General features: G+C 41.9%; 30 protein-coding genes and 1 pseudogene. 21 read left to right on the forward strand and 10 right to left on the reverse strand.

Going from position 1 to position 26677, the window contains the following annotated elements:
* Nucleotides 1-30: 30 nt before the first annotated feature.
* Together recX and H7F25_RS02520 are read left to right on the forward strand one after the other, a co-directional pair.
* Nucleotides 31-822 (forward strand): recombination regulator RecX, encoded by a 792-nt coding sequence (gene recX / locus H7F25_RS02515; protein WP_024425808.1) that lies wholly within the window; start codon nt 31-33, stop codon nt 820-822.
* Between the two features lie 3 nt (nt 823-825).
* Nucleotides 826-1140, forward strand: a complete 315-nt coding sequence (locus H7F25_RS02520; protein WP_041087336.1) for a YfhH family protein — start codon at nt 826-828, stop codon at nt 1138-1140.
* A gap of 23 nt (nt 1141-1163) precedes the next feature.
* Here H7F25_RS02520 and H7F25_RS02525 read toward each other — a convergent pair whose 3' ends face one another.
* Both H7F25_RS02525 and H7F25_RS02530 read right to left on the reverse strand, forming a co-directional pair.
* Entirely contained in the window at nt 1164-1337 is a 174-nt protein-coding gene (locus tag H7F25_RS02525) for a YpzG family protein (RefSeq protein WP_008360604.1), read from the reverse strand.
* Between the two features lie 25 nt (nt 1338-1362).
* Nucleotides 1363-1512, reverse strand: coding sequence for a small, acid-soluble spore protein K (locus H7F25_RS02530; protein ID WP_003217849.1), 150 nt, complete (start codon nt 1510-1512; stop codon nt 1363-1365).
* Nucleotides 1513-1628: 116 nt separating this feature from the next.
* Between H7F25_RS02530 and H7F25_RS02535 the strand changes: the two genes are divergently transcribed.
* The 3 genes from H7F25_RS02535 to H7F25_RS02545 all read left to right on the forward strand — a co-directional run bounded on the left by H7F25_RS02535 (nt 1629) and on the right by H7F25_RS02545 (nt 5866).
* A complete protein-coding gene (locus H7F25_RS02535; RefSeq protein WP_024425219.1) occupies nt 1629-1901 on the forward strand; it encodes a YfhJ family protein in 273 nt (90 codons plus the stop codon).
* Nucleotides 1902-2200: 299 nt separating this feature from the next.
* Nucleotides 2201-3184: a glycosyltransferase family 2 protein gene (locus H7F25_RS02540; protein ID WP_024425218.1), complete on the forward strand. Its 984-nt coding sequence runs from the start codon at nt 2201-2203 to the stop codon at nt 3182-3184.
* Between the two features lie 87 nt (nt 3185-3271).
* Nucleotides 3272-5866 carry a YfhO family protein gene (locus H7F25_RS02545; protein ID WP_185854190.1) on the forward strand — a complete coding sequence of 865 codons (2595 nt, stop codon included), beginning with the start codon at nt 3272-3274 and terminating at the stop codon, nt 5864-5866.
* A gap of 50 nt (nt 5867-5916) precedes the next feature.
* Here the strand turns inward: H7F25_RS02545 and H7F25_RS02550 are convergent, their stop codons facing one another.
* The 3 genes from H7F25_RS02550 to H7F25_RS02560 all read right to left on the reverse strand — a co-directional run bounded on the left by H7F25_RS02550 (nt 5917) and on the right by H7F25_RS02560 (nt 7828).
* Nucleotides 5917-6336, reverse strand: a complete 420-nt coding sequence (locus H7F25_RS02550; RefSeq protein WP_185854191.1) for a regulatory YrvL family protein — start codon at nt 6334-6336, stop codon at nt 5917-5919.
* A gap of 69 nt (nt 6337-6405) precedes the next feature.
* A complete protein-coding gene (locus tag H7F25_RS02555) occupies nt 6406-7569 on the reverse strand; it encodes an oxalate decarboxylase family bicupin (RefSeq protein WP_024425215.1) in 1164 nt (387 codons plus the stop codon).
* Nucleotides 7570-7663: 94 nt separating this feature from the next.
* On the reverse strand, nt 7664-7828 hold the full coding sequence (locus H7F25_RS02560; RefSeq protein WP_073204399.1) for a YvrJ family protein: 165 nt from the start codon (nt 7826-7828) through the stop codon (nt 7664-7666).
* Between the two features lie 166 nt (nt 7829-7994).
* On the opposite strand from H7F25_RS02560, the gene H7F25_RS02565 reads away from it, so the two are divergent.
* Both H7F25_RS02565 and rsoA read left to right on the forward strand, forming a co-directional pair.
* On the forward strand, nt 7995-8597 hold the full coding sequence (locus H7F25_RS02565) for a sigma-70 family RNA polymerase sigma factor (protein ID WP_024425214.1): 603 nt from the start codon (nt 7995-7997) through the stop codon (nt 8595-8597).
* Nucleotides 8545-8766: a sigma-O factor regulator RsoA gene (gene rsoA, locus H7F25_RS02570; protein WP_029707333.1), complete on the forward strand. Its 222-nt coding sequence runs from the start codon at nt 8545-8547 to the stop codon at nt 8764-8766. Before H7F25_RS02565 ends, rsoA begins: the two co-directional genes overlap by 53 nt.
* Before the next feature lie 25 nt (nt 8767-8791).
* On the opposite strand, the gene H7F25_RS02575 is transcribed toward rsoA, so the two are convergent.
* On the reverse strand, nt 8792-9772 hold the full coding sequence (locus H7F25_RS02575; protein WP_185854192.1) for a metal-dependent hydrolase: 981 nt from the start codon (nt 9770-9772) through the stop codon (nt 8792-8794).
* Between the two features lie 191 nt (nt 9773-9963).
* On the opposite strand from H7F25_RS02575, the gene mutY reads away from it, so the two are divergent.
* A complete protein-coding gene (mutY, locus tag H7F25_RS02580; RefSeq protein ID WP_185854193.1) occupies nt 9964-11064 on the forward strand; it encodes an A/G-specific adenine glycosylase in 1101 nt (366 codons plus the stop codon).
* Here the strand turns inward: mutY and H7F25_RS02585 are convergent.
* Nucleotides 11051-11275, reverse strand: coding sequence for a hypothetical protein (locus H7F25_RS02585; RefSeq protein WP_003217808.1), 225 nt, complete (start codon nt 11273-11275; stop codon nt 11051-11053). The genes mutY and H7F25_RS02585 overlap by 14 nt on opposite strands.
* 81 nt (nt 11276-11356) lie before the next feature.
* Here H7F25_RS02585 and fabL point away from each other — a divergent pair, with 81 nt between their 5' ends.
* From fabL to H7F25_RS02635, 10 genes and pseudogenes are all read left to right on the forward strand, one after another.
* Complete coding sequence (fabL, locus tag H7F25_RS02590) at nt 11357-12109, forward strand: enoyl-[acyl-carrier-protein] reductase FabL (RefSeq protein WP_024425211.1); 753 nt, start codon at nt 11357-11359, stop codon at nt 12107-12109.
* A gap of 75 nt (nt 12110-12184) precedes the next feature.
* Nucleotides 12185-12334: pseudogene (locus H7F25_RS02595) on the forward strand (gamma-type small acid-soluble spore protein); the annotation flags it as partial.
* Between the two features lie 174 nt (nt 12335-12508).
* A complete protein-coding gene (locus H7F25_RS02600; RefSeq protein WP_044334441.1) occupies nt 12509-12769 on the forward strand; it encodes a YgaB family protein in 261 nt (86 codons plus the stop codon).
* 147 nt (nt 12770-12916) lie between these two features.
* Nucleotides 12917-13447 carry a nucleoside tri-diphosphate phosphatase gene (locus H7F25_RS02605; protein WP_024425209.1) on the forward strand — a complete coding sequence of 177 codons (531 nt, stop codon included), beginning with the start codon at nt 12917-12919 and terminating at the stop codon, nt 13445-13447.
* 95 nt (nt 13448-13542) lie between these two features.
* Nucleotides 13543-15285 carry an ABC transporter ATP-binding protein gene (locus H7F25_RS02610; protein WP_025093468.1) on the forward strand — a complete coding sequence of 581 codons (1743 nt, stop codon included), beginning with the start codon at nt 13543-13545 and terminating at the stop codon, nt 15283-15285.
* Nucleotides 15286-15397: 112 nt separating this feature from the next.
* Complete coding sequence (locus H7F25_RS02615) at nt 15398-16420, forward strand: ABC transporter ATP-binding protein (protein ID WP_044334438.1); 1023 nt, start codon at nt 15398-15400, stop codon at nt 16418-16420.
* Nucleotides 16389-17366, forward strand: a complete 978-nt coding sequence (locus tag H7F25_RS02620; protein WP_080780840.1) for an ABC transporter ATP-binding protein — start codon at nt 16389-16391, stop codon at nt 17364-17366. Before H7F25_RS02615 ends, H7F25_RS02620 begins: the two co-directional genes overlap by 32 nt.
* On the forward strand, nt 17341-18927 hold the full coding sequence (locus H7F25_RS02625) for an ABC transporter substrate-binding protein (protein ID WP_185854194.1): 1587 nt from the start codon (nt 17341-17343) through the stop codon (nt 18925-18927). Before H7F25_RS02620 ends, H7F25_RS02625 begins: the two co-directional genes overlap by 26 nt.
* A 60-nt stretch (nt 18928-18987) precedes the next feature.
* On the forward strand, nt 18988-19989 hold the full coding sequence (locus tag H7F25_RS02630) for an ABC transporter permease (RefSeq protein ID WP_024425205.1): 1002 nt from the start codon (nt 18988-18990) through the stop codon (nt 19987-19989).
* Between the two features lie 17 nt (nt 19990-20006).
* Complete coding sequence (locus H7F25_RS02635; protein ID WP_073204415.1) at nt 20007-20903, forward strand: ABC transporter permease; 897 nt, start codon at nt 20007-20009, stop codon at nt 20901-20903.
* A gap of 228 nt (nt 20904-21131) precedes the next feature.
* Here H7F25_RS02635 and H7F25_RS02640 read toward each other — a convergent pair whose 3' ends face one another.
* Nucleotides 21132-22205 (reverse strand): FUSC family protein, encoded by a 1074-nt coding sequence (locus H7F25_RS02640; RefSeq protein ID WP_024425203.1) that lies wholly within the window; start codon nt 22203-22205, stop codon nt 21132-21134.
* A 248-nt stretch (nt 22206-22453) separates the two neighbouring features.
* Nucleotides 22454-23749 (reverse strand): glutamate-1-semialdehyde 2,1-aminomutase, encoded by a 1296-nt coding sequence (locus H7F25_RS02645; protein WP_073204417.1) that lies wholly within the window; start codon nt 23747-23749, stop codon nt 22454-22456.
* 129 nt (nt 23750-23878) lie between these two features.
* Between H7F25_RS02645 and bcp the strand changes: the two genes are divergently transcribed.
* Together bcp and perR are read left to right on the forward strand one after the other, a co-directional pair.
* Nucleotides 23879-24346: a thioredoxin-dependent thiol peroxidase gene (bcp, locus tag H7F25_RS02650; RefSeq protein WP_073204419.1), complete on the forward strand. Its 468-nt coding sequence runs from the start codon at nt 23879-23881 to the stop codon at nt 24344-24346.
* A gap of 157 nt (nt 24347-24503) precedes the next feature.
* A complete protein-coding gene (gene perR / locus H7F25_RS02655) occupies nt 24504-24941 on the forward strand; it encodes a peroxide-responsive transcriptional repressor PerR (RefSeq protein ID WP_012009347.1) in 438 nt (145 codons plus the stop codon).
* A gap of 36 nt (nt 24942-24977) precedes the next feature.
* On the opposite strand, the gene H7F25_RS02660 is transcribed toward perR, so the two are convergent.
* Nucleotides 24978-25325 carry a YgzB family protein gene (locus H7F25_RS02660; RefSeq protein WP_024425201.1) on the reverse strand — a complete coding sequence of 116 codons (348 nt, stop codon included), beginning with the start codon at nt 25323-25325 and terminating at the stop codon, nt 24978-24980.
* Between the two features lie 189 nt (nt 25326-25514).
* Between H7F25_RS02660 and H7F25_RS02665 the strand changes: the two genes are divergently transcribed.
* On the forward strand, nt 25515-26393 hold the full coding sequence (locus tag H7F25_RS02665; RefSeq protein ID WP_024425790.1) for a nucleotidyltransferase-like protein: 879 nt from the start codon (nt 25515-25517) through the stop codon (nt 26391-26393).
* Nucleotides 26394-26677: the final 284 nt, after the last annotated feature.

The following is a 26677-nucleotide window of genomic DNA, read 5'->3' on the forward strand; positions in this document are numbered from 1 at the left end:
TGACTGTTTTGGAAAAGGAGTGATCACAGGATGCCCTATATTACAAAAATTTCTGCTCAGAAAAACAATACCGAGCGGGTCAACATCTTTCTTGATGAAAAATACGCCTTTAGCGTTGATTTAGATGTGCTCGTCCAGCATGATTTGAAAAAAGGAAAAGAGCTGGACGAAGCAGATATCATTGAGATTCAATTCGGTGATTCAGTGAAAAAAGGATTTCAGCAGGCCGTTGATTATTTATCCTACCGCATGAGATCAGTGAAAGAAGTCACCGATTATTTAACGAAAAAAGAAATCCCTGCACCTGCTATTAGTGAAATTATACACAAATTGAAGCATTATAAGTATGTAAATGATCTTGAATTTGCAGAAGCCTATGTCAGCACCCACCGGAAAACGAACAGCAAAGGACCGTCCGTCCTAAAAAAAGAATTGAAGCTCAAGGGGATAGACGATGACACGATTGAACAGGCGCTATCGCAATACCCTGATGACTTACAGCTGGAGGAAGCTGTAAAGCAGGTTCTCAAGCTTGTCAAAAAAGAAAAAAATCGTTCTGCAAAAGAGATCGAGCAGCGCATCAAGCTGCAGCTGCAGCGAAAGGGATTTTCGTTTGAGATCATTGATAAAGCCCTTCAAGAAGCCTATGATGGACAAGAAGAGGAAAAGGAAGAAGAAGCCCTCCTTTATATGCTGGAGAAGGCAAAACGCAAGGTAGGGTATGACGGATCATTTGAAAAGAAGATGAAAGTAAAGCAATTTTTATTCAGAAAAGGCTTTGATCTTGATACAATTGATCACGTTTTAGACAAAGGGGAATGACAGATGGAAAAACGCTATAGTGAGATGACAGAATACGAATTGAAGCAGGAGATTGCCGCCCTTTCTGAAAAAGCACGAAAGGCTGAGCAGCTTGGCATTGTGAATGAATACGCAGTTTTAGAACGGAAAATCGATATGGCGAAAGCCTATTTATTAGATCCAGCCTCGATTCAAACGAAAACAACTTATCAAATTAAAGACACAGAAGAAGAGTTTTATGTGGAATATCTAAATGGCGTTTTTGCATGGGGATACAGAGTATCGGCTCCAAATAAGGAAGATGCCCTGCCGATTTCAATGCTGACGCAAAAGGACTGATCCTAAAAGATCAGTCCTTTTCTTTACTTCGAACGCTGTTTACGGACGTTGTTCTGAAGTACGATGTCGTGCTGCGTTTGCTGCGTTTCTCCGTTGACCTGAGAGGCAGAATGTTTTGCATTTGCCCATGGTTGAGGGTAAGCGGTTGTCCTTAATTGAACAAAGTCTGCCATATACGATTTCCCATTTGAACTCATATCTCAAGCACTCCCTTTGGAAAAATTAGCGTTTCCCTGATGCCCTCATACGTTCCTGTGGACGTGTGTTCGTTTCACCATTCGGCCGTTTAGACGCATAAGCATCTGTAGCGCCTGGTTCGCCTTCAAACTTGTGATTTACCTGATTTGGAAAGCCTTTTGCTTTATTACGCATATCGATTCCCTCCAAACAATACAAATCATTTGCGTCTTTTGAAGACGTAAGGGTAGTATATGAAAAAAGAAGTTTTTTTAAAAAGGCACTTTCTGCTAGATGAAGGAGGAATACACATGGAACAATACTTTGAGCGACTAACAGAACAACTTATGGAAAAAAACAATATGCTGACATATGACGAAGCACGTACATGGGTAGAGCTGCTTTGGAGTGATTTTGAAACGACTTATGCAAAGGCTGGCCGCAAGTATAAAGGACAGGAAACAACAGAACGAATTGTCCAAGAGTGGATCGAGAGCTACGGCGCGCAGCTGCATTTATTTCAAAATAAACAATCAAAGGCAAACGAGCATCTGCAACAAAACAATCGAGGGCTGCTTCACTAAAAGGTTGCCCTTTTACTTCCATTCATCTTTTTCAATCATTTGGAAAATATACTAATGAACAAATAACTTTATGACACAATACCCAGTCTGTGATCGAAATTACAGGCTTTTTACAATGATTAAACTTAAAATTACATTAAATTCATCTTACCGAAAATCACTGGAAATAAAACTCTGATATAATGAAACGATTAAAGAGACATGTAATTTATGGATAATAAAAAAGTGTTTCGTTTTCTGACAAAAAAGGAATAATGAACATATCAGACTATGTGAAAAAAGTGAAGAGAAGGTGCGATATGGAACGGGAACTGCTTTCTGTTATAATTCCTTCTTACAATGAAGGTGAAAACATCAGACGAATCTTTGAGGCACTCGAGGAAGAGTTTCGCGATTTTCATTATGACTTTGAAATCATCTTTGTAAATGATGGAAGCAAAGACAACACGCTTCAATACATGAGAGAGCTCTCTCGCAAAAGTGCAAAAGTTAAATATATATCCTTTTCGCGTAACTTTGGAAAGGAAGCCGCTATTTTGGCAGGTCTTGAACATGCAAAAGGAGCAGCTGCGATTATTATGGACGCCGATCTGCAGCACCCGACGTATTTAATTCAGGACTTTGTCAGAGGGTATGAAGAAGGCTATCATCAAGTCATTGCCAAACGGAATCGGAAAGGTGACAGCAAGCTGCGCTCTTACCTGTCATCCATGTACTATAAGGTGATGAACAAGGTAGTAGAAGTGGACTTGCGTGATGGCGTCGGGGATTTTCGTTTAATTTCACGCCAAGCCATCGATGCATTGCTTCAGCTGAAAGAGGGAAATCGTTTTTCGAAAGGGCTTTTTTGCTGGATTGGGTTTGAAGAAAAGGTCATCTATTATGAAAATGTAGAAAGACAGCATGGTGATACAAAATGGTCACTGAAGAAATTATTTAACTATGGCATAGATGGCGTTATTTCTTTTAACAACCGCCCACTGCGAATTTGTTTTTATACTGGCATACTGATCTTATTTCTCTCATTGATTTACATCGTAGCCACCTTTATTCAAATCGTCAGAACGGGCATTATGGTGCCGGGTTATTTTACTTTAATATCGGCTGTGCTGTTCCTCGGAGGTGTCCAGCTTTTGAGTCTAGGTGTGATTGGAGAATATATTGGCCGTATTTATTATGAAACGAAAAAGAGGCCGCATTATTTAATCCAGGAATCAAATGTGATGGAACAAGAGACAAGCTCAAAGGAACAAGACCGAGTGTTAACACAGTTATTTAAATAACGTGGAGTCAAATAACCGGCAAGCACGAATCGCTTGCTGGGTTGTTTTGTTTCAAAGAACAGTGGATCTTTTGTGGAAAGGATTTAGATGATGAAACGTAGATGGATAATGATAGGAATGTGCCTCATTCTCGCTTTATTAGGACACTCCTTTTTCTTATATGAATATACGCAAGGCCGGTACATGACAGGAGATGGAGACGGAATCTCACAAATGCTCCCATTTAAAAAGCTGCTTTACGATGAATACGTCAAAGGGAACTTCTTTTATTCCTATCAATTCGGTCTAGGCGGCGGTACATATACGCAATTAGGTTATTATTTCACAACGTCGACTGTCTTTATGGTCACGGTCGCTGTCGTCTGGCTGATGAATGCACTTCATCTTATCCAGTCAACGGACATCCATTTCTGGGCAAATGCCGTCATTTGGCTGAGTGTGATGAAGCTGACGCTTATTCTTTTCATCGCTTACCGTGTGCTTCTTTCCATGGTCCAGCATAGGCTGAGTGCATTAACAGGAGCCGCAATTTACGGATTGTCTATTGTGTATTTTCGGCATCAAACGTTTTGGGAGTTTTTCACCGACAGTATGATGTGGCTCCCGCTGCTTGTGCTTGGGGTTGAACGGATTTTCAAAACGGGTAAGCCGGCTTGGTTTATTGCGGCGTGTAGCCTGATGCTTATCAACAATTTTTACTTTGCTTATATTCATTTTATCTTTTTAGCGATCTATCTAGTCTTCAGGTATATCATCAAGCTGAGAAGTGAGGAGAATGGGTGGCGGGTGTTCTGGACGCTGGTGATTTCTACGCTGTTATCCTTTGGAATCAGTGCTGCCTTTTTTGTTCCGTCTGTCTATGGTTTTCTTAATAATATAAGACCGCCATATGATCAATCTATACCTTGGTTTGATCTGCATGATCATCTGCTGTTTACAAGCAGGGTGTATTTATTACCTGTGATCTTTCTCATTTGTATGTTCCTCGTTCCGCTCTATCGGAACAGGTGGTTTTTTATGTTTACATCGATCAGCGTTCTGCTTATTGTTTTTCACTACAGTCCAAAGATGGCGAGCGTGTTTAATGGTTTTTCAGCACCGCAGTACAGATTTGAATACATTCTTGCCTTTACAGTTGGAGCGGACGTAGCCATCACCATCAAGCATTTCTCGCAAATCGAGTGGAAGTGGAAAAAGCGTGCGGTCTTAGGCGCTTGGATCGTGTTTCTTCTCGCAGTCATCTTATCAGAACGAGCAAAGGGAAATATGGATGTTGTTGTATTTACAGGCATAGGGCTGCTTGTGATCAGCTTGCTTTTCCTTGTGATTCATGCGGAAAAACGCCAGCACCTTCGTCTCTTTTCAGCTGTGCTCATCGCTTTCAGCTTACTGACAGCAGGCGTGTATCAGCAGGGCTACTTATCTGAAAGAAGCAATATTAAGAGCGTATCAAATACGTATCTGAATAGTGAGGCATATGCTGGACATGAACAAATGAAGCTCATCCAGCAGATTCAAAGCCGCTCTTCAAAAGATCCGCTTGCCCGGATTGACTGGATGAATGGCGTGCGCAACAATACCCCGTTATTTGAAGGCTTTCAAGGCATGAGTGCGTATTCAAGTATATTGAATCAGCATTTGCTCAATTTCTATTGGAATGACCTGCAAATCGATATGGGACGTGAAAGTGTCAGCCGTTATGCAACAATGGGGGACAGGGTGAATTTATACAGCCTGACCTACGGAAAGTATTATATGAGAGACAATACGATGCCTTACTCACCACCAGCTTATTTTAAGCCAATATTGGAAAGCGAGCATTATAAAGTGTATGAAAATACACGGCCGCTGCCATTTGCAAGAACAACAAGCACGATTTATTCAGAAGAATCCTTAAAAAATGCCTCAGCGCTTGATAGAGAGCATGCAATGCTGCAAGGTGTGATTTTAGACAAAAAAGGAAACGCTGAAATTGAGATTACGCCAAATCGAGTCAAGGATACAAACATTCATACGGAACAAGCCGTATACGAACATGGCGTGCTTGATGTATACGGAGAAACAGGCGGCCTGAATATCACGCTGCCAGATGATATGGCCCGCGCTGGAGATGTGTATGTGAGCTTTTATGTGAAGCGGACAGACCGTAACGAAGGATTTCAGTTATCCGTTGACAACTACGTCACCTCACGAAAAAGCAATACATCCATCTACAAAACAGGCGTCAATGAAGTGACGATTCGAGTCCCTGCAGAAAAAATCCTTTCCATTCGAGTACCAAAAGGGACGTATGAACTCGATCAACTGAAGCTGTACCAAGAGCCTTACCGCATTCTAGAAAAAGCATATGAAAAAGAAAAACAGGATAATGGCAGCCAGCAAGTAAAGCTCGAAAACAACCGCTTTACGATTTCATATGATAACAAACGTGGCGATGATTATATGATCTTGCCAGTACCATATGAAAAAGGCTGGGAGCTCACGGTAAACGGAAAGCAGACAGATATTGAACAAGCCAATTACGCCTTTATCGGTTTTCCAATAGAAAAAGGCAAAAACGAGATTGTGCTAACATACTATCCGCCATATATCAGAATTCTCGCGTTGATTTCACTCGTCAGTTTGATCGGTGCGATCCTATATGCACGAAGAAAACACAAGAAACACCACTTTTCATCATAAGTGGTGTTTTTTTATCTTCCAAGGGCTGATCGATTATATGAAGCAAATCACTAAGCTTCTTTCTCAAACGAAAACGTCGCATAATCAAACAAAAAATGAAACAACCAAAGGCTTAGCGCAAAGAGAACTTCCTCAGAAGTAGATAGTAAAATGCCGCCCACCAATTCATCTGATAAATAGACAGCACCCCAAATAAACAAGAGATGAATTGAAATGGCATAGAAAACGACGGAGCGTTTTTTGGAACGGCACTTTTTAACAACCCTCATGAGCACATGCTCCACATGCTCAAAGGATATCCCAAGTACCACATAGATGCCCATAAATAAAAGCATCGATAAAATCGATTGATAAAAAGCACCCGTTAAATGAAAGAACAGCACACAAAACAACAAAAATATGTAACAGACAGCCGACGCCGCCATGAGCCATTTCAGCCCTTGCCATAAAGCGTGAACAGATTGCTGCATAGGTGAACAAACACTCCTTTACATGAAGATACCTGCAAAAAGGACAGCCTTTTTGCAGGAAGTTATATGTTAATCCTCTTTTTTAGGCGCAGCGATCACAGGATGTTTTTCAGTATCAAGCAGTTTTAAGAAATCTTCACCTTGATCTAAATGATCAAGAACAAGCTGTTTCGGTGTGACCGCAAGCCACTGATTGAGTGAAATGTCTGCATAATGATCGCTCTTAAAGATTTCTAAGAAATAAAGCGGTTCGTCGCCTGTATTTTCTACATAATGCCCCATCGCAAATGGGACATATCCAACGTCTCCCGCCTGATAGTTGAAGGTTCTCGCATGTCCATCAGAAGCAAATACCGTCATTCGTGCTTTTCCAGAAATGAAATATTGCCATTCATCCGTATTTGGATGCCAGTGCAGCTCGCGAATGGCACCTGGATCAACTTTCACAAGAGCAGATGCAATCGTTTTAGACGCTTTGAAATTGGTAGAGTCCGCAATCCACACTTGTCCGCCGCTTGATGTAATCGGCTCCTGTTTTAACAGCTCATATTTAAAGGAATTCGGGACTTCTCCTTGCTCTGTTTTCACCTTGTCACATTCAAGGGAACCAGGAATTCCTTTTTGGAAAATATACTTTTCTTTCTCTGGCAGCTTGTCAAACTGTTCTTTTGTCATACCGAAGTTCTTAAGCACGACTTCCTCTGGCGTGTGGGCAAGCCAATCGGTTACTTGGAACGTACTATTTTCTGAGAATGACCCATCATCAAACACAAGCAAGAATTCAGCTCCCGGTTCAAGTGCTTGGATAGAGTGCGGCAGGCCAGAAGGGAAGTACCACAAATCACCCTCAGTCACATCCTCTGTAAAATTGCGCCCCTCTGCATCAACCGATGTAATCCGGGCTTCCCCATAAATCATGTACGCCCATTCTGCTTCCTTATGCCAGTGAAGCTCACGAATCGCACCAGGCTTTAGCCGCATATTAACAGATGCAAGACTTTTAGAGATCGGCAGTTCACGTACTGTTACCTCACGGGCGTAGCCACCTTTTTCTAAACGATTGTGTGTATCAGAAAAAGAATATTTCAGGTTGGAGACCGTTCCATGATCGGTTTCTGGCGGCGTGAGCATATCTGGATTTTGTCTGTCCCGCTCGAGATTACGTGGAATTTTGACCGTTGCTCCTTTTTCTCCTCGAATCGGCTGTGGTATTCCATTTTGCTTTTCACTCATGATCAAATCCCCTTTCAACATCGTATTGTGTGAGGTGACAAAAGGCCTTTCATTTCGCCCTCGTTTTCATAAGGTGAAACGAATCAAGCAGATGTCAATCTGATTCATCATTTTTTTGAGCAGCGACTAATCGTTGGATGAGCTTGCTTAATTCATCAAACTTTCGTTCAAAGCGTGTCAGCAAGTAAACCGTCAAAATGGCAGGGAAGCCAGCCTGACCGAGCTGCTTCAGCCATTCCTCTGAAAAAAAGGTCTCCATTTGTCTCACCTCCCAGCGGATGCTCGTCTTCTATATAAGTGGTATGAAAGAAGAAAAAGGAAAGCAGAGGGGGAGAAAATGAACCATTAGACCCGTTTCACGAAGTTTACTTTTTTTAACTTTTGTCCACTTAATGCTAGTAGAGGGAACAAAGGGGAGGATGCACATGGATTATCGGCTGTTATTGAAAGCAAAGTGGAAGGAAATCATTGATCACCCGCTCATTCAGCAGTTTTTAAGCAACCCGAAAAACGAGCAGCTGCTCCGGCAAGTCATGGAAGAGCCAAACGAGGAAAATGCCAAAAAACTAGATTCCGAGTTCAAACAGTTCTATCAGAAAATCCGCATCATCAAGTATATCTCCACAATGATACGCATCTTTTCAGTCGACTTTGACAAACGAGTAAAAAAGAAACAGCAGCGTTTTCCGCTTATACTCGATCATCCTGATACGCAAGAAGTGAAAGACCCTGTTCAAACAGATACGTATGAAGCCGTGCTCTTCAACCAGCAAGACCTAGGGGAGCATCTGCAAGACCAAACATTGTACAAGGCCTACCAGCAGCTCACAGACAAACAAAAAATGGTCCTAACCCAAATCTATGTCGAAGGCCAAACGATGAAAGAAATAGCCGATCAGTTAGGCGAAACAAGACAAAACATCTCAAACATTCACAAAAAAGCACTCAACAAACTAAAAGAAGAAACAGGGGGAGATGTCCGTGCACGAAGACAAAATGACCAATGGAGAAATGGAAGAACTCATTGAAACCTTCACACCCATGATCAAAAAGAAACTACAAAACACGGCATATCAAGAAAGAGAAGACCTCGAACAAGAACTCTATATCAAACTCATCGAAAAAATAGACCGGCTGATTTACCAAGAAGGACCTGGATTTTGGGAGTTTATTGTGGAATATATGACGAAGTTGTAAAAGTGAAGCACAAAAAAAGACTCGCTCACACAGAGCCGAGTCTTAATTTTTTTTGCAGTTTTTCTTCACTGAAAATCCAGCCGGTATAGGAATTTTTGATTTGGTGGTCCATGTCGATATGGCAGATCGCGACAAAAGGATAGTGACCTTTGCTGCGGTAGCGCAAATCAATGAACCGCACTTCATAATGATCCTTGTATTTATCCACTTCCCACCGGTAGACAGGGGAGAAGGAGAGAAAGGCTGAAATGTTTTCATCTTGTTTGGCAATTTTCATAATTTCAGTCTCAGGGACCGGCACACGGTTAAACGTGTCTAAAATGACGACCTCTCCATTCATGCTGCGCCCAACATGGAAAGAGGATTTACATTTCACGGCGATGCGCCATTGTCTGAACTTCATTGTAGGCGAAATAATAATCTCTTCAATTTCATCGAATCGTGCACGCAGCTGACGTTTAATCTGAAGCTGCATGATCACCCTGACGATATAGTAACAGAATATCACCGCATACAGCGAGATGAACGTATAGCCGGGATGTCCGCCAATCGCCCAAACGACAATGGCGACAAGGTGTGTAAAAAAGATAAACGGATCAAACGTATTAATGATTCCAAGCGCTACCCATTTCTTCGAAAATGGACGAATGGCCTGCGTGCCGTATGCGTTGAAAATATCAACAAACACATGAAGCACAACGGCTAATAGTGTCCATAACCAAAGGTGAAGTAAATTCGCCCCCGGCACAAATGGGAAAATCACAGCTGGAATCAGCAATGACCAAAACAGAACAGCCGGAATGGAATGTGTAAATCCTCGGTGATTTCTTATATAAACCGCATTATTTTTTAGTTTTAGCACAGTATCAATGTCTGGTGCTTGGGAGCCGGCGATGGTCGCAATCATCACGGCGTGTGCCATGTGTGGATCTGCGCTGACGGCTGGATCTAAAAGTGCAAGTCCCCCAAGAGAAATGCCCATTACTACATGAGTACCAGTGTCCAATTGATTACCTCCTAGTTGTCATGCTTAGGAACAATCATACAAAGTATACGTCTCCAATCAAGACTATGTGCAAAATCACTTTTGCTTTATCCCGATTTAATGTAACATGTTAACGTATCTACAAACAGTATACAACAAATAAGGTTCTATTCAGAACGTTAGCCCTCGGTCCAATGAGAAGGAGTATAGATATGAAAGACATTCAAGAAAAGCTGGACCGCAAAGATATTGCGGGCTTTCAGCATGATTTAATTGATTGGTATGAAAAAGAACAACGAACATTGCCATGGCGTGAAAATCAAGATCCATACCGCGTCTGGGTATCAGAAGTCATGCTTCAGCAAACGAGAGTAGATACGGTCATTCCGTATTTCAACCGGTTTATGGAGCAATTCCCGACGGTGAAGGATCTCGCTTTAGCTGATGAAGAAAAGGTCATGAAAGCATGGGAAGGTCTTGGCTACTACTCAAGAGTGCGTAATTTACAGGCAGCTGTGAAAGAAGTATATGAATCCTACGGTGGCATTGTCCCTGATACGAAAGAGCAATTTTCAAAGCTCAAAGGTGTAGGCCCGTATACGAGCGGCGCAGTGCTGAGTATCGCCTATAACAAGCCGTATCCTGCGGTAGACGGCAACGTGATGAGGGTCATTTCTCGTATTTTGTCCATATGGGATGATATTGCAAAACCAAAAACGAGAAACATTTTCGAGTTTGCGGTCGATCAGCTCATTTCCCGGGAAAAGCCGTCAGAATTTAATCAAGGGCTGATGGAGCTTGGTGCGCTCATTTGTACCCCAACATCCCCTGCCTGCCTCATTTGCCCTGTGAACATGCATTGCTCGGCATTCGAGGAAGGCGTTCAGTATGAGCTCCCAGTGAAAAGCAAAAAGAAAAAGCCGACTGCAAAATCAATGGCAGCAGCGGTGTTATTTGATGACGCAGGCAACCTATATATTCATAAGCGGCCAAGTACAGGCCTGCTTGCGAATTTATGGGAATTCCCTAACATGGAAACCATGAAGGGAAGAAAAACGGAAAAAGAGCAGCTCATTGATTTCTTAAAAGAGGAGGCGGGTGTACAAGCGGAGCTTGGTGATTTAGAAGGCACCATTCAGCATGTATTTACCCACCTCATCTGGAATATTTCTGTTTTCTTTGGACGAGTTACCTCTGTATCTGATGACACGAAGCTGAAAAAAGTCACAACAGAAGAATTTGAGGCATATGCTTTGCCAGTCTCACACCAAAAAATTTGGAAGCTGGCACTTGAGCAGCCTAGTCATATTTAACCGTTGTCCCGTGGGTATAATCAGCTTCATTTCGGTGCAGACCCCCGCGGTCTTCGATTTCAGAAATGATTTCTCGATACTTAGATTGCCCTTCTTCGTTTAAATAAGGTAAAATTTGTTGGAAAGCATGATGAAAGTAAGCAAGCTCAGTATCTTTCCATTGATCCTTGGACATCATGCCAAGCTGGCTTAAATCGCGTCCGACATACATGAATGTAACCTCCTAATAGGAACTTTCCTATTAGTGTGAAGCGAATGAACGAAAACTATTCAAATCAGGAGATGAACCATAATGAGTCAACGTAAATGTGCATTAATTACAGGAAGCAGCAGAGGAGTAGGGAAGGAAGTTGCCCTTCGCCTCGCTGAAAAAGGATATGACATTGTCATTAACTATGCGAGAAGCAAAAAAGCCGCACTTGAAACAGCAGAAGAAATTGAAGCGATGGGTGTTAAAACATTGGTTGTTAAAGCCAATGTAGGCCAGCCTGAGAAAATCAAAGACATGTTTCAGCAAATCGACGAAACATTTGGCCGTTTAGATGTATTTGTAAACAATGCGGCATCAGGTGTTCAGCGTCCAATTATGGACCTTGAAGAAAATCATTGGGACTGGACAATGAATATCAATGCGAAAGCCTTGTTATTCTGCGGACAAGAAGCGGCGAAACTAATGGAGAAAAACGGCGGCGGACATATCGTCAGCATTAGCTCTCTTGGCTCTATCCGCTACCTTGAAAATTACACAGTCGTCGGCGTATCAAAAGCAGCACTAGAGGCTTTGACACGTTACCTTTCTGTAGAGCTTTCACAAAAAAATATCGTCGTCAACGCTGTATCAGGCGGCGCGATCGATACCGATGCACTCAAGCACTTCCCGAACCGTGAAGAGCTTTTAGAAGATGCGAAGAAAAATACACCTGCCGGCCGAATGGTGGAAATTAAAGACATGGTCGACAGCGTGGAATTCCTTGTATCAGGCAAAGCAGACATGATCAGAGGCCAGACGATTATTGTAGATGGCGGACGTTCTTTGCTTGTTTAAAAAAATCATGAATAGGATGTACACCTTCTGCACAAATTAATGTGCGTGGAGGTGATAATGATGGATCAACAACAAAACAAAACAAACGCACAACAAGTGAAGAAACAAAACCAAGCTGCTGCACAAGGTGGTCAATACGGCACTGAATTTGCTAGCGAGACTGACGCACAGCACGTAAAAAAATACAACCAAAAAGCTGAGCAAAACAAACAACAAAACAGCTAATCACTGAAACAAAGGAAAGCACTTCATATACGAATGAAGTGCTTTTCTTTTTGCCTCTCACCACCATCCGACAAAACCTGTAAAACCTCTACATAAACAGTCAAAGGATTTCCTTCTTCTTTCAAGAAATGGTATACAGACAAAAAGTGGATTCGATAAAAAGGGAGGAGTTAGATGTCTGATTTCGATCAGCTTGTAAAAGAACAAATGCAGCTCATGGATCAGCTGCTCGATGTGCAGGGAGAACTCGATCTATGCTTAGAAACAGAAAAACAATTGCTGCAGGATGAAAAAAAAGAAGAGTGGCATAGGCTTTGTGATCAGATCAAACAGAAACGTGAGGAACTGCAAAAAGTGCAAACCTTATTTACAAAACAGACAGAAGAGGTCATCAACTCATATAAACAGATGGAAAAGAGTTCTAGCGCGATGTAAGTCAGTGTGCCGTTCAATTGGTTTGAATGGCTTTTTCATTTCATTTTTTAATGATGTAACGGTATAATATAATAGAGACATGTTTAGTTGGGAAATTAGGTCTTTGGACTGTTAGGTTTGTTTGTTATAGAAAGTAGGGGAGAAAATATGGGCTATCCCAAGGAAGGAGAAACCATCCAAATTCAAAGCTATAAACATAATGGCTTGATCCACAGGATTTGGAATGAAACCACCATTCTGAAAGCAACGGAATTGTGTATCATTGGTGCAAACGACCGTACAATGGTGACTGAATCCGACGGCCGTACTTGGATGACGAGAGAACCGGCTATTTGCTATTTCCATGCAAAACAATGGTTTAATGTAATTGGGATGCTTAGAGATGATGGGGTATATTATTACTGCAACATCAGCTCTCCTTTTGCGACAGATGATGAGGCAATTAAGTATATTGATTACGATTTAGACGTCAAAGTCTTTCCAGACATGACGTACAATATTTTGGATGAGGACGAATATGCAGATCATAAGAGGCAGATGAATTATCCAAAAGAAATCGATAGTATCTTAAGAGAGCATCTGAATACATTACTGCATTGGATTCACCAGCGGAAAGGTCCGTTTGCTCCTGAATTTGTGGATATGTGGTATGAACGTTTTTTACATTATACAAAATAAGCAAGAGCATCGAAAAACCTGTTTGGCTTTTTAGGCTAACAGGTTTTTGACTGCGTACGGATAAGAGGCACTGATAGATTGGGAAGGAGATTTACATGGGGGTCATTAAACGCTACATGGCTTTTGTAACACCGTATAAAAAACAGATTGCATTGACAATGGTCATCGGAATGATTAAGTTCTCGATTCCCTTAACCTTGCCTCTGCTTTTAAAATATGTCATTGATGATGTCATTCAAGGCTCGGGGTCAGCTGAAGAAAAGACATCAACTCTACTGATCATAATGGGAATCATGCTCGTATTATTTTTAGTGTTGAGGCCGCCTGTTGAATACTATAGACAATACTACGCTCAGTGGACAGGCAGTAAGGTTTTGTTTGATATTCGGGAGAAGCTGTTCTCGCATATTCAAAAGCTAAGTCTTCGTTATTATGCCAACACGAGAACAGGAGAAATTATTTCAAGAGTGATCAACGATGTGGAGCAGACAAAGGAATTTGTCATCACAGGGCTCATGAACATTTGGCTGGATATGATGACTGTACTGATCGTGATCGCTATTATGTGTACACTGGATCTGAAGCTCACCATCGTGTCTGTCATTATTTTTCCGCTATACGCGTTTGCAGTAAAGTATTTTTACGGACGGCTTCGTAAGCTGACAAAAGAGCGGTCACAGGCGCTGGCTGAAGTGCAAGGGCACCTGCATGAGCGAGTACAAGGAATGCCGGTCATTCGAAGCTTTGCGATTGAAGAATATGAACAAGAGAATTTTCATGATGAAAACAAAAATTTCTTAAACAAAGCAATCAACCATACGAATTGGAATGCAAAAACATTTGCTGTCGTCAATACCATCACTGACATTGCACCGCTGTTAATCATTGCATTTGCTGGCTACACCGTAATTAACGGGTCGCTTTCGATTGGGACCATGATCGCCTTTGTCGGCTATATTGACCGGATGTACAATCCGATTCGACGTCTCATTAACTCATCCACGACGTTAACTCAGTCCGTTGCATCAATGGATCGGATCTTTGAGTTTATTGATGAGCCATATGAGGTCACAGACCGGCCGAATGCAAAAGAAGCCAATCATTTAAAAGGAGAGGTAGAGTTTAAAAATGTGTCGTTTCGTTATGAACACACGCAGGAAGAGATTCTGCACAATATCTCCTTGAAAGTAGAAAAAGGACAAACAGTTGCCCTTGTAGGAATGAGCGGTGGAGGAAAGTCGACACTCGTCAGCTTAATTCCAAGGTTTTATGATGTCACAAACGGGTCACTTGAAATTGACGGCATTGATATCAAAGAGTACAAAGCAAGAAGCCTTCGAAATCAAGTCGGAATGGTGCTGCAGGATACATTCCTATTCAGTGACACGATTAAAGAAAATATTGCGGTTGGTGACCCTGAAGCATCTTTTGAAAAAATCGTGTCGGCTGCAAAAGCGGCAAACGCCCATGATTTTATTATGTCTCTTCCTGAAGGATATGACACGAAAGTAGGAGAACGGGGCGTGAAGCTGTCAGGCGGACAAAAACAGCGGATTTCCATTGCAAGGGTATTTCTAAAAAATCCACCGCTTTTGATTTTAGACGAAGCGACGTCCGCACTTGATTTAGAAAGTGAGCATTACATTCAAGAAGCGATGCAAAAGCTGGCGAAGGATCGCACAACTTTTATTGTCGCACACCGATTATCAACCATTACACATGCTGACCAAATTGTGGTCATGGAACAAGGCGAAATAGTGGAAAAGGGAACACACGAAGAATTAATGAATCAAGACAGCCACTATCGTCATTTATTTACCATTCAAACATTAAATTAGTAGAAGCCTATCCGATTCTAGCGGATAGGCTTTTTTATGCTTGTCAAAAACATGACATATTTCCCAGCTTGTCTCAATACAATTTTAAAAAGTATGACGGGGTGGTGAATATGTGAAAGAACAAGACGTGCTGCTAGATGTCAAACAGCTGTCCATTGCGTTTCAGCAGAAAAAGCAAAAAGTGCCCATCGTCCATCACATATCGTTCTCGATTCAAAAAGGGGAAACGTTAGGAATTGTGGGCGAATCTGGCTGCGGGAAAAGTATTACAAGCATGTCATTAATGGGATTGAATCAGCAAACCGAAACAACGGGTGAGGTTCATTTCGAAGGGCAAAATCTGCTGTCACTTTCAGAGAAAGAGTGGCGAGAGATAAGAGGAAATGACATTTCGATGATTTTCCAAGAGCCCATGACCTCTCTGAACCCATTAATGACCATCGGCAAACAAATGACGGAAGCCCTTTTCACACATCAAGCAATCGGTCAGAAAGAAGCAAAAGCGAAGGCAGTTGATCTTCTTGAAACAGTTGGGTTGAAGCAAGCGGAATCGTTACTTAAAAAATATCCACACGAATTATCAGGCGGTATGCGCCAGCGAGTCATGATTGCGATGGCAATGCTTTGTCACCCAAAGCTCATGATCGCTGATGAACCGACAACTGCACTTGATGTAACCATCCAAGCGCAAATCCTTCGTCTGCTCAAAAAACTGAACGAAGAATTGGATACTGCTATTTTATTTATTACCCATGATCTAGGCGTGGTGCGGCAAATATGCCAGCGAGTCATGATTATGTATGCCGGTCGAATTGTAGAAGAAGGAACCGTTGACCGTATTTTTCAAAAACCTCTGCATCCCTACACGAAAGGTCTTTTCGCCTCAGTCCCATCGTTTAAAGAGAAAAAAGAAAAACTCATCTCTATTGCAGGTCATGTGCCTAAGCCAGGGGCCATCCGGTCCGGCTGTCAATTTGCACCACGCTGCCCATATCAAATGGCGCAATGTCTTGAAAAAGATCCAGCCTTACAATCCATTGAACAGAATCATCGCGTGGCATGTTTTCTAATGGAAGGAGGAGAAGACACTGAGTCACCCACTCTTGCAAGTGAATCAGCTGACAAAACGGTATGACACAGCCGCTTTTTTTTCTAAACATAAACAATCGACTTTGGCTTTAAATCAAGTGTCCTTTCACGTGAAGGAAGGAGAAACGCTTGGCATTGTTGGTGAATCAGGCTGCGGTAAATCAACACTTGGCAAAAGCCTAATGAGATTGACTGAACCGACGTCAGGCTCTATTCAATTAAAAGGGCAGGAGATCACCCTTCTAAAAGAACGAGACATGCGTTCCTTAAGAAAAGATATTCAAATGATCTTTCAAGATCCATATGCTTCTTTAAATCCGAGAATGAAAATCAAAGATATTTTAGAGGAACCACTGATTGTCCATCAGCATGGGACGAAAGCAGAAAGACGGAAACGGGTAAAAGAGATGCTGCACATTGTTGGATTTGATCCTTCCTACGGGGAACGTTATGCGCATCAATTCAGCGGCGGACAAAGGCAGCGTATCGGTATCGCAAGAGCACTTATTACGCACCCAAGTCTTGTCATTGCCGATGAACCAGTTTCGGCTTTAGATGTATCCGTTCAAGCGCAAATTTTGAATTTGATGCTTGAATTACAAAAGACGCTTTCTCTGACGTATTTGTTTATTTCTCACGACCTTGGGGTTGTCAGGTATATGAGCGATCGGATCGCCGTCATGTATGCTGGGCGCATTGTCGAGATGGGGCCTGCCGAGGATGTGTTTCACAGCCCGCTTCATCCCTATACATCGCTGCTTCTGAAATCCATTCCACATATGGATCACGTACTAGAGGTGCAAGATGTGGCAGCAGAAGAGACCACAATGACGGAACGCGGCGGCTGTCCTTTCTACAAAAGGTGTCCAAAGAGATGGGAGAAATGCCTGAAAGCAGTTCCTGCTTTGTATGAGGAGGCACCGGGGCACGCGGCCGCGTGTTATTTATATCAAAAGGAGGAACACAATGAAGAAGACATGGTTATTCAGTAGTTTCATTTTTGTGCTGGCACTGGCGCTCTTTTTAGGGGGATGCTCGTCTTCACCGACATCAGAAGAAAAGGCAACAAAAGATACCCTCGTATTTGGCAGAGGGGGAGATTCCACTTCACTAGATCCAATCACAACAACAGAAGGCGAAACCTTCAAGGTCACAGAGAATATATTTGAAAAGCTTTTGAATTACGGTGAGAAAGACACGACCATCCATCCTGGCCTCGCAACAGAATGGGATGTTGCAAAGGACGGAAAATCATACACGTTCTACTTAAGAAAAGGTGTGAAATTCCACGATGGTACAGACTTTAACGCAGAAGCAGTGAAATTCAATTTTGAGCGCTGGATGAATGGAGACGCAGAAAAGTTTCCTTACTATGGTATGTTTGGCGGCTATAAAAAAGATAAAGGGCATGTCATTAAAGACATCATCGTCAAAGGCGAGCATGAAATTGAATTTCAGCTAAAGCGCCCGCAGGCGACATTCCTCAAAAACATTGCCATGTCACCATTTGGCATCGCCAGTCCAGCCGCAGTTGAAAAAAGCGGCGATTCATTTAGAGAAAATCCAGTGGGGACAGGGCCATTCAAGTTTAAAGAGTGGAAGCAAAACGACCGTATCGTGTTAGAAAAAAACGAGGATTATTGGCAGAAGGATAAACCAAAGCTGAATCAAATCATCTTCCGCTCCATTCCAGAAAACTCTGCTCGTTTAAATGCCCTTAAAACAGGCGAGATCGACTTAATGGATGGCGTGAATCCGTCAGATTTAGATGGCATTAAAACTGACAAAGCACTCCAGCTCATTGAAAGACCATCGATGAACGTAGGCTATATCGGACTGACCGTCACAAGAAAGCCGCTTGATAACAAGCTGGTTCGTCAGGCACTCAATTATGCGGTCGATAAAGAATCGATTATTGAGTCATTTTATGGCGGACTTGCTGAGCCAGCAAAAAATCCATTGCCGCCAGCTTTAGAAGGCTACAATGACGACATTGAGCCATATCCGTATGATCCAGAAAAAGCGAAAGAACTATTAAAAGAAGCAGGCTTCCCTGATGGATTTCGCATCAAGCTTTGGGCGATGCCTGTACCACGTCCATACATGCCAGATGGGATGAAGGTAGCAGAAGTCATTCAGTCAAATTTTGAAAAGGTCGGCGTCAAAGCAGAAATTGTCACATATGACTGGGCAACCTACTTAGATAAAGCAAGTAAAGGGGAAGCAGATGTGTTCTTATTAGGCTGGACAGGGGACAATGGTGATCCTGATAATTTCATTTACACATTGCTGGACAAAGACAGCATTGGCGGTAACAACTATACATTCTTCGAAAACGATAAAATGCATGACATTCTTATTGAAGCGCAAACAGACACAAATCAAAAGAAACGAAATGAGCTGTATAAAAAAGCGCAGGAAATCATTCATGACGAAGCGCCTTGGATTCCATTGGTGCATTCGATTCCAATGCTTGCCGCTTCTAATGATTTAAAAGGCTATCAGCCGCATCCAACTGGTTCAGAAGCTTTAACTGACGTGTATTTCGAATAAGCAAATAAGGGAGATCATGTATCTCCCTTATCAAACAAAGATAAAGGCGGTGAAAGCTGTTTGTTTGCTTATTGTATGAAGCGGGCAGGAATGCTCATCCCAGTACTGATCGGAATGACATTGGTCGTGTTTTCAATTATTCGTTTTATACCTGGAAATCCAGCGCAGGTCATCTTAGGACAGCGGGCAACGAAAGAGGCTGTAGAACAATTAACGATCCAGCTCGGTTTAGATCAGCCATGGTACGTTCAATACGGTCATTATATGCTTGGCCTTTTAAAAGGGGATTTAGGGACTTCCATTCGAACAGGAGCGGCTATTGCCCAGGAAATGAAGCCTTACTTATTTGCGACGTTAGAATTGACCTTTTTTGCCATGGTGCTGGCGATTGTCGTGGGAGTGAATGCCGGAATCATTAGTGCTTGGTTTAAGCATTCCTTCTTTGATTATGCCGCGATGTTTATTGCACTCATCGGAGTGTCCATGCCAATTTTCTGGTTAGGCTTAATGGGGCAGTGGCTGTTCTCGATCGAATTAGGTATTTTGCCGACAACGGGCCGAGAAGACGTAAGGAATCCAGTCGAATCGATTACGTATATTCATACACTGGACACGCTTTTACAAGGCCGGTTTGATCAATTCGCTGACAGCATCAAGCATTTGATCTTACCAAGTACAGCACTCGCCACAATTCCTGCTGCGATTATTGCGAGAATTACAAGGGCAAGTATGCTGGAAGTGCTTCATTCCGACTTTATTCGAACAGCAAAAGCAAAAGGAGTACGTTCATTTTTTATCATTTATCAGCATGGCCTGAAAAATGCGCTCATTCCGATCTTGACGATTATTGGTCTTCAGACAGGACTCTTGCTTGGTGGAGCGATTTTAACAGAAACCATTTTTGCTTGGCCGGGAATTGGGCGGTATATATATGACGCCATCAGTTATCGTGATTACCCAGTCATTCAAACAGGTATTCTCGTCGTTGCGCTTATATTTGTCCTGATCAATTTCATTGTGGACATCTTGTATGCGGTCATTGATCCAAGGATTAAATATTAGGGAGGGAGAGTGACAATATGGAAGCACAAAAAGAACTTGAACTACCTCAGCCAAAAGATGAACGCTCTCAATCATTGATTCTTGAATCAATGAAGCAGTTCTTTCAGCATAAGCTGGCGGTCATTGGTAGTGTGATTGTTTTTTTATTTCTGATCCTAGCGATCTTTGCGCCGCTCATTGCTCCTTATGGAATCAATGAACAATCACTCGGTGAGCGATTTAGTGCCCCTTCAGCTGCACACTGGTTTGGTACGGATGATTTCGGCAGAGATATATTTTCAAGAGTTGTGCATGGAGCACGGATTTCCTTATGGGTCGGTTTTTTCTCGGTCCTCGGGTCTGTCATTTTAGGTACACTGCTTGGATTGATAGCAGGCTATGGCGGAAGAGTGTTAGATGCTGTGATCTCCAGATTGTTTGATATTTTACTTGCTTTTCCTAGCATTCTATTAGCGATTGCTATTGTCTCCATCCTAGGCCCCTCCTTACAAAATGCCCTTATTGCCATTGCGATTATTAATGTCCCAACCTTTGGACGGCTCGTTCGTTCAAAAGTGCTGAGTATTAAACAAGAAGAATACGTGCTGGCAGCAAAGGCGGTGGGGATGTCACACCGCCGCATCGTTCTGCGCCACATCCTGCCAAATAGTATGGTGCCGGTCATCGTACAGGCAACGCTAGCGATCGGAACGGCAATTATTGAGGCAGCCGCTTTAGGCTTTTTAGGATTGGGGGCACAGGCGCCAAGTCCAGAATGGGGGAAAATGCTCGCCGATGCGAGGCCTTATCTCGTTCAAGCCCCTTGGACATTATTCTTCCCAGGAATAGCGATCATGCTGACTGTTTTAGGCTTTAACCTGATGGGGGATGGATTAAGAGACACATTAGATCCTAAAATGAAGAAAATAAAATAAGACCGATTCTCAGAATCGGTCTCAGCGCGCGGGCAAACCCTCGCATTAAGTGTCAGTCCTGCGTGCCGGTGCTCACGAATACTCAATTCGCTCCGCTCCGGTACTCGTTCTTCCTAGACTGCAAAGGTTTTCAAGTCACGCTGAAAAGAAGACAAAGAGCTAAAATCAAGATCATTTTAGCTCTTTGTCAACAATTTAAGACCGATTCTAGGAATCGGTCTTTTCTGTTTATGCTTCTTTTTCTTCTGTCTCAATTTCACTATCTTTTGGGTGATACGTCTGGAAGCTTGTAATCAATGTATCTAAATGCTCTAATTCATCACGGTATTCGATGATGCTGGACATGACATTCAGCATGTTGTAATCGAGCAGGTCATTTTCTTGGTTTTGCTGATGCTGAATAAATGATTTCGTTAACGTCTCAAGGCGAAGAGAGCATTCATTTTGAAATTCATCGTCCTGCGGTTTCATTTTTCCGACGAATTTCATCAAGGTGCGCTCATGCCAATACAGTAAATAATCAATTTCATCCGTTAAGCTTTCCCTGAAATGCTCTGGCATCAAATGAATCTCATTTTCTAATTTATGAAGCTTTTTCAGCAAATACAGAGCACGATTTGAAGTCATAATGGCCTGCCTGAACAAAACAAGCTTTCTTGATTTGACATAGGTGGTTTTCTTTAAATAGCTTCGTTCCTCTTTGTATAACAAGTAAATATGATCTAATTTGATCATGCGTTCTTTTATTTGATCGATGTCATCCTTTAATGTGGAATGATCAGTAGACTGTCTGGAGGTCAGACGAATCCATTTTAAAATCTCCTCCGTATTTTCCATAATGTGATGAACAAGCTTTGTTTCATACTTTGGCGGCAGGAAGATTAAATTCACTAAAAATGAAGAGAGAACCCCTAACACCACAGTAGCTGTTCGAATTAAGGCAAAGGAAAGGAAATGATCCCCTGCACTTTCTAAAATCGCGATGACTGTTACAAGTGCAATTGGAATTGTGTGTTCAATCTTCAGCTTTAAATTAATGGCGATGACCATGACGGCGGTTAAACCGATAATGACTGGTCCTGTGCCAAAAAGCAGACCGAACGTAATGGCAAGCGCTGCTCCAATAATATTGGCTTGCACTTGATCAACAATGGTTAAAAAAGATCGATAAATTGATGGCTGGATAGCAAATACAGCTGCAATTCCCGCGAAGACGGGCGTTGGCAACCCAAGCCATGTTGCCAGGTAAAGCGCGAGTACAATGGCAATACCAGTTTTTAAAATACGGGCTCCAAGTTTCATTGGTTTTGTCCCTGCATTCCTTTCTTTTCGATAATAGATGATCACTCGTCATTTATCATTCATATTTTGATGAAACAACTAAGTAATATACAGCGGTCTTCCGAAATATTCAAGTGATTTTTGAAAGTTCATGAAAACATCTAAAGAAGGTATTGAGAAGAAATGTAACAGATTCGCACGCTTTTGACAAACAAGAGTTGGTCAATAAAAAAACAGGCGCATGTTTTTACGCCTGTTTTTGGACTTCATTATGATTGTTTTAGCTGTGCAAATGCATGATCTACTGCTTTTAGCGTCTCAGAAATATCTTTTTCAGTATGTGCGATCGTTAAGAACCAAGCTTCATATTTAGAAGGAGCGAGGTTAATGCCTTGGGCGAGCATTAATTTGAAGAAACGGGCAAACATTTCGCCATCAGTATTTTCAGCCTGCTCGTAGTTCACAATCGTTTCTGTTGTGAAATAAATTGTGAGCGCTCCTTTTAAGCGATTCACTGTAATATCTACTTGATGCTTTTTGGCATGGGCTAAAATGCCTTCTTCTAACATAGCGCCAAGCTGATCAAGACGCTCGTAAACACCGTCTTCTTTTAACACTTCCAAGCAGGCAATACCTGAAAGAATGGATGCAGGATTTCCTGCCATTGTGCCAGCTTGATAGGCTGGTCCAAGCGGGGCAACTTGTTCCATAATTTCTTTTTTACCGCCGTAAGCGCCGATAGGAAGTCCGCCGCCAATAATTTTTCCTAATGCAGTAAGGTCCGGTTTTACTTGAAGCAAGTCCTGTGCACCGCCATACATAAAGCGGAAAGCGGTAATGACTTCATCATAAATTACCAGTGCGCCTTTTTCATGTGTGAGGTCATTGACCTGCTGCAAGAAACCGTCCTTAGGCTCTACGATGCCGAAGTTCCCGACAATTGGCTCGACAAGGACAGCTGCTACTTCATCACCCCAGCGATCTAATGCTTCTTTATAGCTGTCAATATCATTAAATGGAACGGTAATGACTTCATTAGCGATACTTTTTGGTACGCCCGCAGAATCAGGTGTTCCTAAAGTGGAAGGACCAGAGCCTGCTGCCACTAGCACAAGATCAGAGTGGCCGTGATAGCATCCGGCAAACTTAATGATTTTTGTTCTGCCTGTATATGCGCGTGCCACTCGAATCGTTGTCATCACCGCTTCTGTACCTGAATTGACAAAACGAACTTTGTCCAAAGCAGGCATGGCTTCCTTCAGGATTTTAGCAAAAGTGACTTCATGTTTCGTTGGTGTTCCGTAAAGGACACCTGTTTCAGCCGCTTTCGTGATGGCTTTTGTAATATGAGGGTGGGCGTGTCCTGTAATAATTGGACCGTATGCTGCCAGGTAATCGATATAGCGGTTTCCGTCAACATCCCAAAAATAAGCGCCTTCTCCTCTTTCCATCGCAACGGGTGAACCTCCGCCTACTGCTTTATATGAACGAGACGGGCTGTTGACACCTCCAACAATGTGCTCCAGCGCCTCTTGATGTAATTTTTCTGATTCTGTGAATTTCATAAATAGCCTCCTATCTCAACGTATCACGTCGTCTATCATTATTTTAACATGCCGATGCAAGCGTCCTTAGTTGAATATCCTTTCAAAATTGGATAGGCTAATTAAAAAATAGGTTGGAGGGATTGTGTCATGACAATCGAAGTAGGGCAGCAAGTACCTGACATTGAATTAACCGGTGACAACGGGGAGAAAGTAAAACTTTCTGATTTTAAAGGAAAACATATTGTTCTTTATTTCTATCCAAAAGATATGACACCAGGCTGTACAACAGAAGCATGTGATTTCCGCGACCGCCATCAAAGCTTTGCAGAATTAGATGCTGTCATTATCGGTGTAAGCCCAGACAGTCAAGACAAGCACCAAAAGTTTAAAGAAAAACATGATTTACCGTTTATGCTTCTTGTAGACGATGAACAGAAATTGTCTGAAGCCTTTGGCGTATGGAAGCTGAAAAAGAACTTTGGCAAAGAATATATGGGAATCGAGCGTTCAACGTTTCTAATTAATAAAGAAGGCACGCTTGTGAAAGAATGGCGAAAAGTAAAGGTGAAAGACCACGTAGAGGAAGCGCTTGAGGAATTGAAAGCTCACGCTTAATATCCTCACAGGATGAGATCGGCAGTCATGCCGATCTTTTTTGTAAAGAAGAATAGGTAAAAAAGAGGATTGTAATTGACAAAGTTTCGGCTCTGGGGGTACACTATTTATAAAGATTATAATATAAGAATATTTTTGAAGAGAGGTGCATGATGAAATGGCTGCTCACGAACTAAAAGACGCTTTAGATGCTCTAAAAGAAACCGGTGTTCGAATTACTCCGCAGCGCCATGCCATCTTGGAGTTTCTCGTAAATTCTATGACTCACCCAACCGCGGACGATATATATAAAGCACTTGAAGGAAAATTTCCAAACATGAGTGTCGCAACGGTTTACAACAATTTACGAGTCTTCCGGGAATCTGGATTAGTAAAGGAATTAACGTATGGTGATTCCTCAAGCCGATTTGATTTTGCGACATCTGACCACTACCATGCGATTTGTGAAAACTGCGGAAAAATCGTAGATTTTCACTATCCTGGCCTTGATGAAGTTGAACAGCTTGCATCCCATGTGACGGGCTTTAAAGTCAGTCATCATCGCTTGGAGATCTATGGAACTTGTCAAGAATGTGCGAAAAAAGAAAATCATTAATGAAAAAAGCTGACCGGTTAAATGGTCAGCTTATTTTTATGACTTTTTTCGATTGTAGGATTCATCAAACTCTTTACCTTCTAATGCTGGATCAAGTGTAAGCGGCTCTCTGCAATGCATGCACATGTCCACCCGCCCAAGCACTTTTGTTTCCTTCTCACAGCCTGGACAAACGACACGTACTGCCTTCGTAGAAAGCATACCAATCCAAAAGTAAACAGCTGTACTTAATCCAATCGATAAGACGCCAAGCAGCATAAAGAAAGTCGACAGCCAGATCGATTCCTTGAAGAACACACCGATATACATGATCAGAAAGCCAACAAAAACCAAACTAAGTGCAAATGTTCTGATTTTATTAATCTTACTGGAGTATTTCGCCATCCCTAGTCCCCCTTATCTCCAATATAGCACATTTTACCTTTCTGTTTGAATTAGTTATAGAGTTTTGTGAATAAATTGCTTATAATGATTCAATGATCTTTTTTCATGTATTGAAGGAATTTTGATTCTATGAGGAGAAATACATAGCATTAGAGAAGAACTTTACACCCGAGTATTGGAGGAATCACTATGGAAAATCTTCTCCGTCCTATTTATCAAGAGAGAGCAAGCCATCCAGACACATTAGCTGTGATTATAGTAGAAAGAAGACATAAAGTATCTTCTGAGACGGATAACTTTGATGCAGCACTTTTAGTCATCGTAAAAGAAGCGGAAGAGCCGTTATTTATCAAGCACTATGAATCCGATCACCAAACTGCTTCCTTAAATGTTGTCACAGATGATCAACTGAAGGAATGGATTACCCTCGGTACTAACCGCCGAATCATCGATTGGATTTTGAATGGCAAAGTCCTGTTTGATCGAAATGAATATATCTTCAACTTAATTGATGAACTAAGTACATTCCCGTTTTCAAACCGCAAACTCAAAATCGGTTTAGAATATGGCAAGCTCATTCGCAGATATATAGAAGGAAAAGCATTTTTTGAGTCAAATCAATTCCTTGATGCATATAATTCCATTGTGCATGCCCTGCATCACTTAGCACGTATTGAAGTAATTGATAAAGGCTTCCACCCAGAAGTGACCGTTTGGAACCAAGTGCGTCATATGGAGCCGGAAGTATACAAACTTTATTCAGAACTGATTGAAAGCCATGAAAGCCTGCATAAACGTTTGGAACTTTTATTTTTAGCAAATGATTTTTTGATCCATTCAAAAGCAGAAATTGGTGCCGCTCATTTGCGTCATGTCATGGAACAGAAGGATATATGGCTTTTTGGTGAGCTTCTTGCACACCCTGATCTAAAGTATTTCACGCCTGACCTTAGCGTTATGATTGATTTCTTTGTGGAAAAAGGAATTGTTCAAGTGGAGCCGATTGAGACAAAGGGACAAAAAATCTATCATCGAGGATATTTTGTGAAAAAAGATATTGACGCATGAATATTATGATGGTATATTATTAAACGTCGCTAACGAGCAACTGAGTTGCTTTGAAAGAAAAGCTGACAAAAAGAAATTCTAAAAAACGCTTGACGCACACGGTGCTCAAATGTTATATTAAGAAAGTCGCCTCTGAGCGATAACGAACATGATCTTTGAAAACTAAACAAGACAAAACGTACCTGTTAATTCGAGTTTTTATAAAAAAATCCTATGATACTTCATAGGTAGTCAGTCAAACTGGCGAGGCAGGAAGTGATCACATGCTAAGTTCGCTACATCGT

The organism is Bacillus sp. PAMC28571 (assembly GCF_014250435.1).
GTDB lineage: Bacteria > Bacillota > Bacilli > Bacillales > Bacillaceae > Bacillus > Bacillus safensis.

What these genes read in the sequence shown, in the direction of transcription:
- perR (WP_012009347.1), top strand. Translation starts at nt 24,504, where the DNA reads ATGGCTGCTCACGAACTAAAAGACGCTTTAGATGCTCTAAAAGAAACC.
- rsoA (WP_029707333.1), top strand. Translation starts at nt 8,545, where the DNA reads ATGTCCGTGCACGAAGACAAAATGACCAATGGAGAAATGGAAGAACTC.
- H7F25_RS02560 (WP_073204399.1), bottom strand. Translation starts at nt 7,828, where the DNA reads ATGGAGACCTTTTTTTCAGAGGAATGGCTGAAGCAGCTCGGTCAGGCT.
- H7F25_RS02610 (WP_025093468.1), top strand. Translation starts at nt 13,543, where the DNA reads ATGGGGGTCATTAAACGCTACATGGCTTTTGTAACACCGTATAAAAAA.
- H7F25_RS02645 (WP_073204417.1), bottom strand. Translation starts at nt 23,749, where the DNA reads ATGAAATTCACAGAATCAGAAAAATTACATCAAGAGGCGCTGGAGCAC.
- H7F25_RS02555 (WP_024425215.1), bottom strand. Translation starts at nt 7,569, where the DNA reads ATGAGTGAAAAGCAAAATGGAATACCACAGCCGATTCGAGGAGAAAAA.
- H7F25_RS02605 (WP_024425209.1), top strand. Translation starts at nt 12,917, where the DNA reads ATGGGCTATCCCAAGGAAGGAGAAACCATCCAAATTCAAAGCTATAAA.
- H7F25_RS02585 (WP_003217808.1), bottom strand. Translation starts at nt 11,275, where the DNA reads ATGTATGTCGGACGCGATTTAAGCCAGCTTGGCATGATGTCCAAGGAT.
- H7F25_RS02535 (WP_024425219.1), top strand. Translation starts at nt 1,629, where the DNA reads ATGGAACAATACTTTGAGCGACTAACAGAACAACTTATGGAAAAAAAC.
- H7F25_RS02550 (WP_185854191.1), bottom strand. Translation starts at nt 6,336, where the DNA reads ATGCAGCAATCTGTTCACGCTTTATGGCAAGGGCTGAAATGGCTCATG.
- H7F25_RS02660 (WP_024425201.1), bottom strand. Translation starts at nt 25,325, where the DNA reads ATGGCGAAATACTCCAGTAAGATTAATAAAATCAGAACATTTGCACTT.
- recX (WP_024425808.1), top strand. Translation starts at nt 31, where the DNA reads ATGCCCTATATTACAAAAATTTCTGCTCAGAAAAACAATACCGAGCGG.
- H7F25_RS02565 (WP_024425214.1), top strand. Translation starts at nt 7,995, where the DNA reads ATGGATTATCGGCTGTTATTGAAAGCAAAGTGGAAGGAAATCATTGAT.
- H7F25_RS02635 (WP_073204415.1), top strand. Translation starts at nt 20,007, where the DNA reads ATGGAAGCACAAAAAGAACTTGAACTACCTCAGCCAAAAGATGAACGC.
- H7F25_RS02625 (WP_185854194.1), top strand. Translation starts at nt 17,341, where the DNA reads ATGAAGAAGACATGGTTATTCAGTAGTTTCATTTTTGTGCTGGCACTG.
- H7F25_RS02665 (WP_024425790.1), top strand. Translation starts at nt 25,515, where the DNA reads ATGGAAAATCTTCTCCGTCCTATTTATCAAGAGAGAGCAAGCCATCCA.
- bcp (WP_073204419.1), top strand. Translation starts at nt 23,879, where the DNA reads ATGACAATCGAAGTAGGGCAGCAAGTACCTGACATTGAATTAACCGGT.
- H7F25_RS02530 (WP_003217849.1), bottom strand. Translation starts at nt 1,512, where the DNA reads ATGCGTAATAAAGCAAAAGGCTTTCCAAATCAGGTAAATCACAAGTTT.
- H7F25_RS02520 (WP_041087336.1), top strand. Translation starts at nt 826, where the DNA reads ATGGAAAAACGCTATAGTGAGATGACAGAATACGAATTGAAGCAGGAG.
- H7F25_RS02640 (WP_024425203.1), bottom strand. Translation starts at nt 22,205, where the DNA reads ATGAAACTTGGAGCCCGTATTTTAAAAACTGGTATTGCCATTGTACTC.
- H7F25_RS02545 (WP_185854190.1), top strand. Translation starts at nt 3,272, where the DNA reads ATGATGAAACGTAGATGGATAATGATAGGAATGTGCCTCATTCTCGCT.
- H7F25_RS02540 (WP_024425218.1), top strand. Translation starts at nt 2,201, where the DNA reads ATGGAACGGGAACTGCTTTCTGTTATAATTCCTTCTTACAATGAAGGT.
- H7F25_RS02525 (WP_008360604.1), bottom strand. Translation starts at nt 1,337, where the DNA reads ATGAGTTCAAATGGGAAATCGTATATGGCAGACTTTGTTCAATTAAGG.
- H7F25_RS02600 (WP_044334441.1), top strand. Translation starts at nt 12,509, where the DNA reads ATGTCTGATTTCGATCAGCTTGTAAAAGAACAAATGCAGCTCATGGAT.
- fabL (WP_024425211.1), top strand. Translation starts at nt 11,357, where the DNA reads ATGAGTCAACGTAAATGTGCATTAATTACAGGAAGCAGCAGAGGAGTA.
- mutY (WP_185854193.1), top strand. Translation starts at nt 9,964, where the DNA reads ATGAAAGACATTCAAGAAAAGCTGGACCGCAAAGATATTGCGGGCTTT.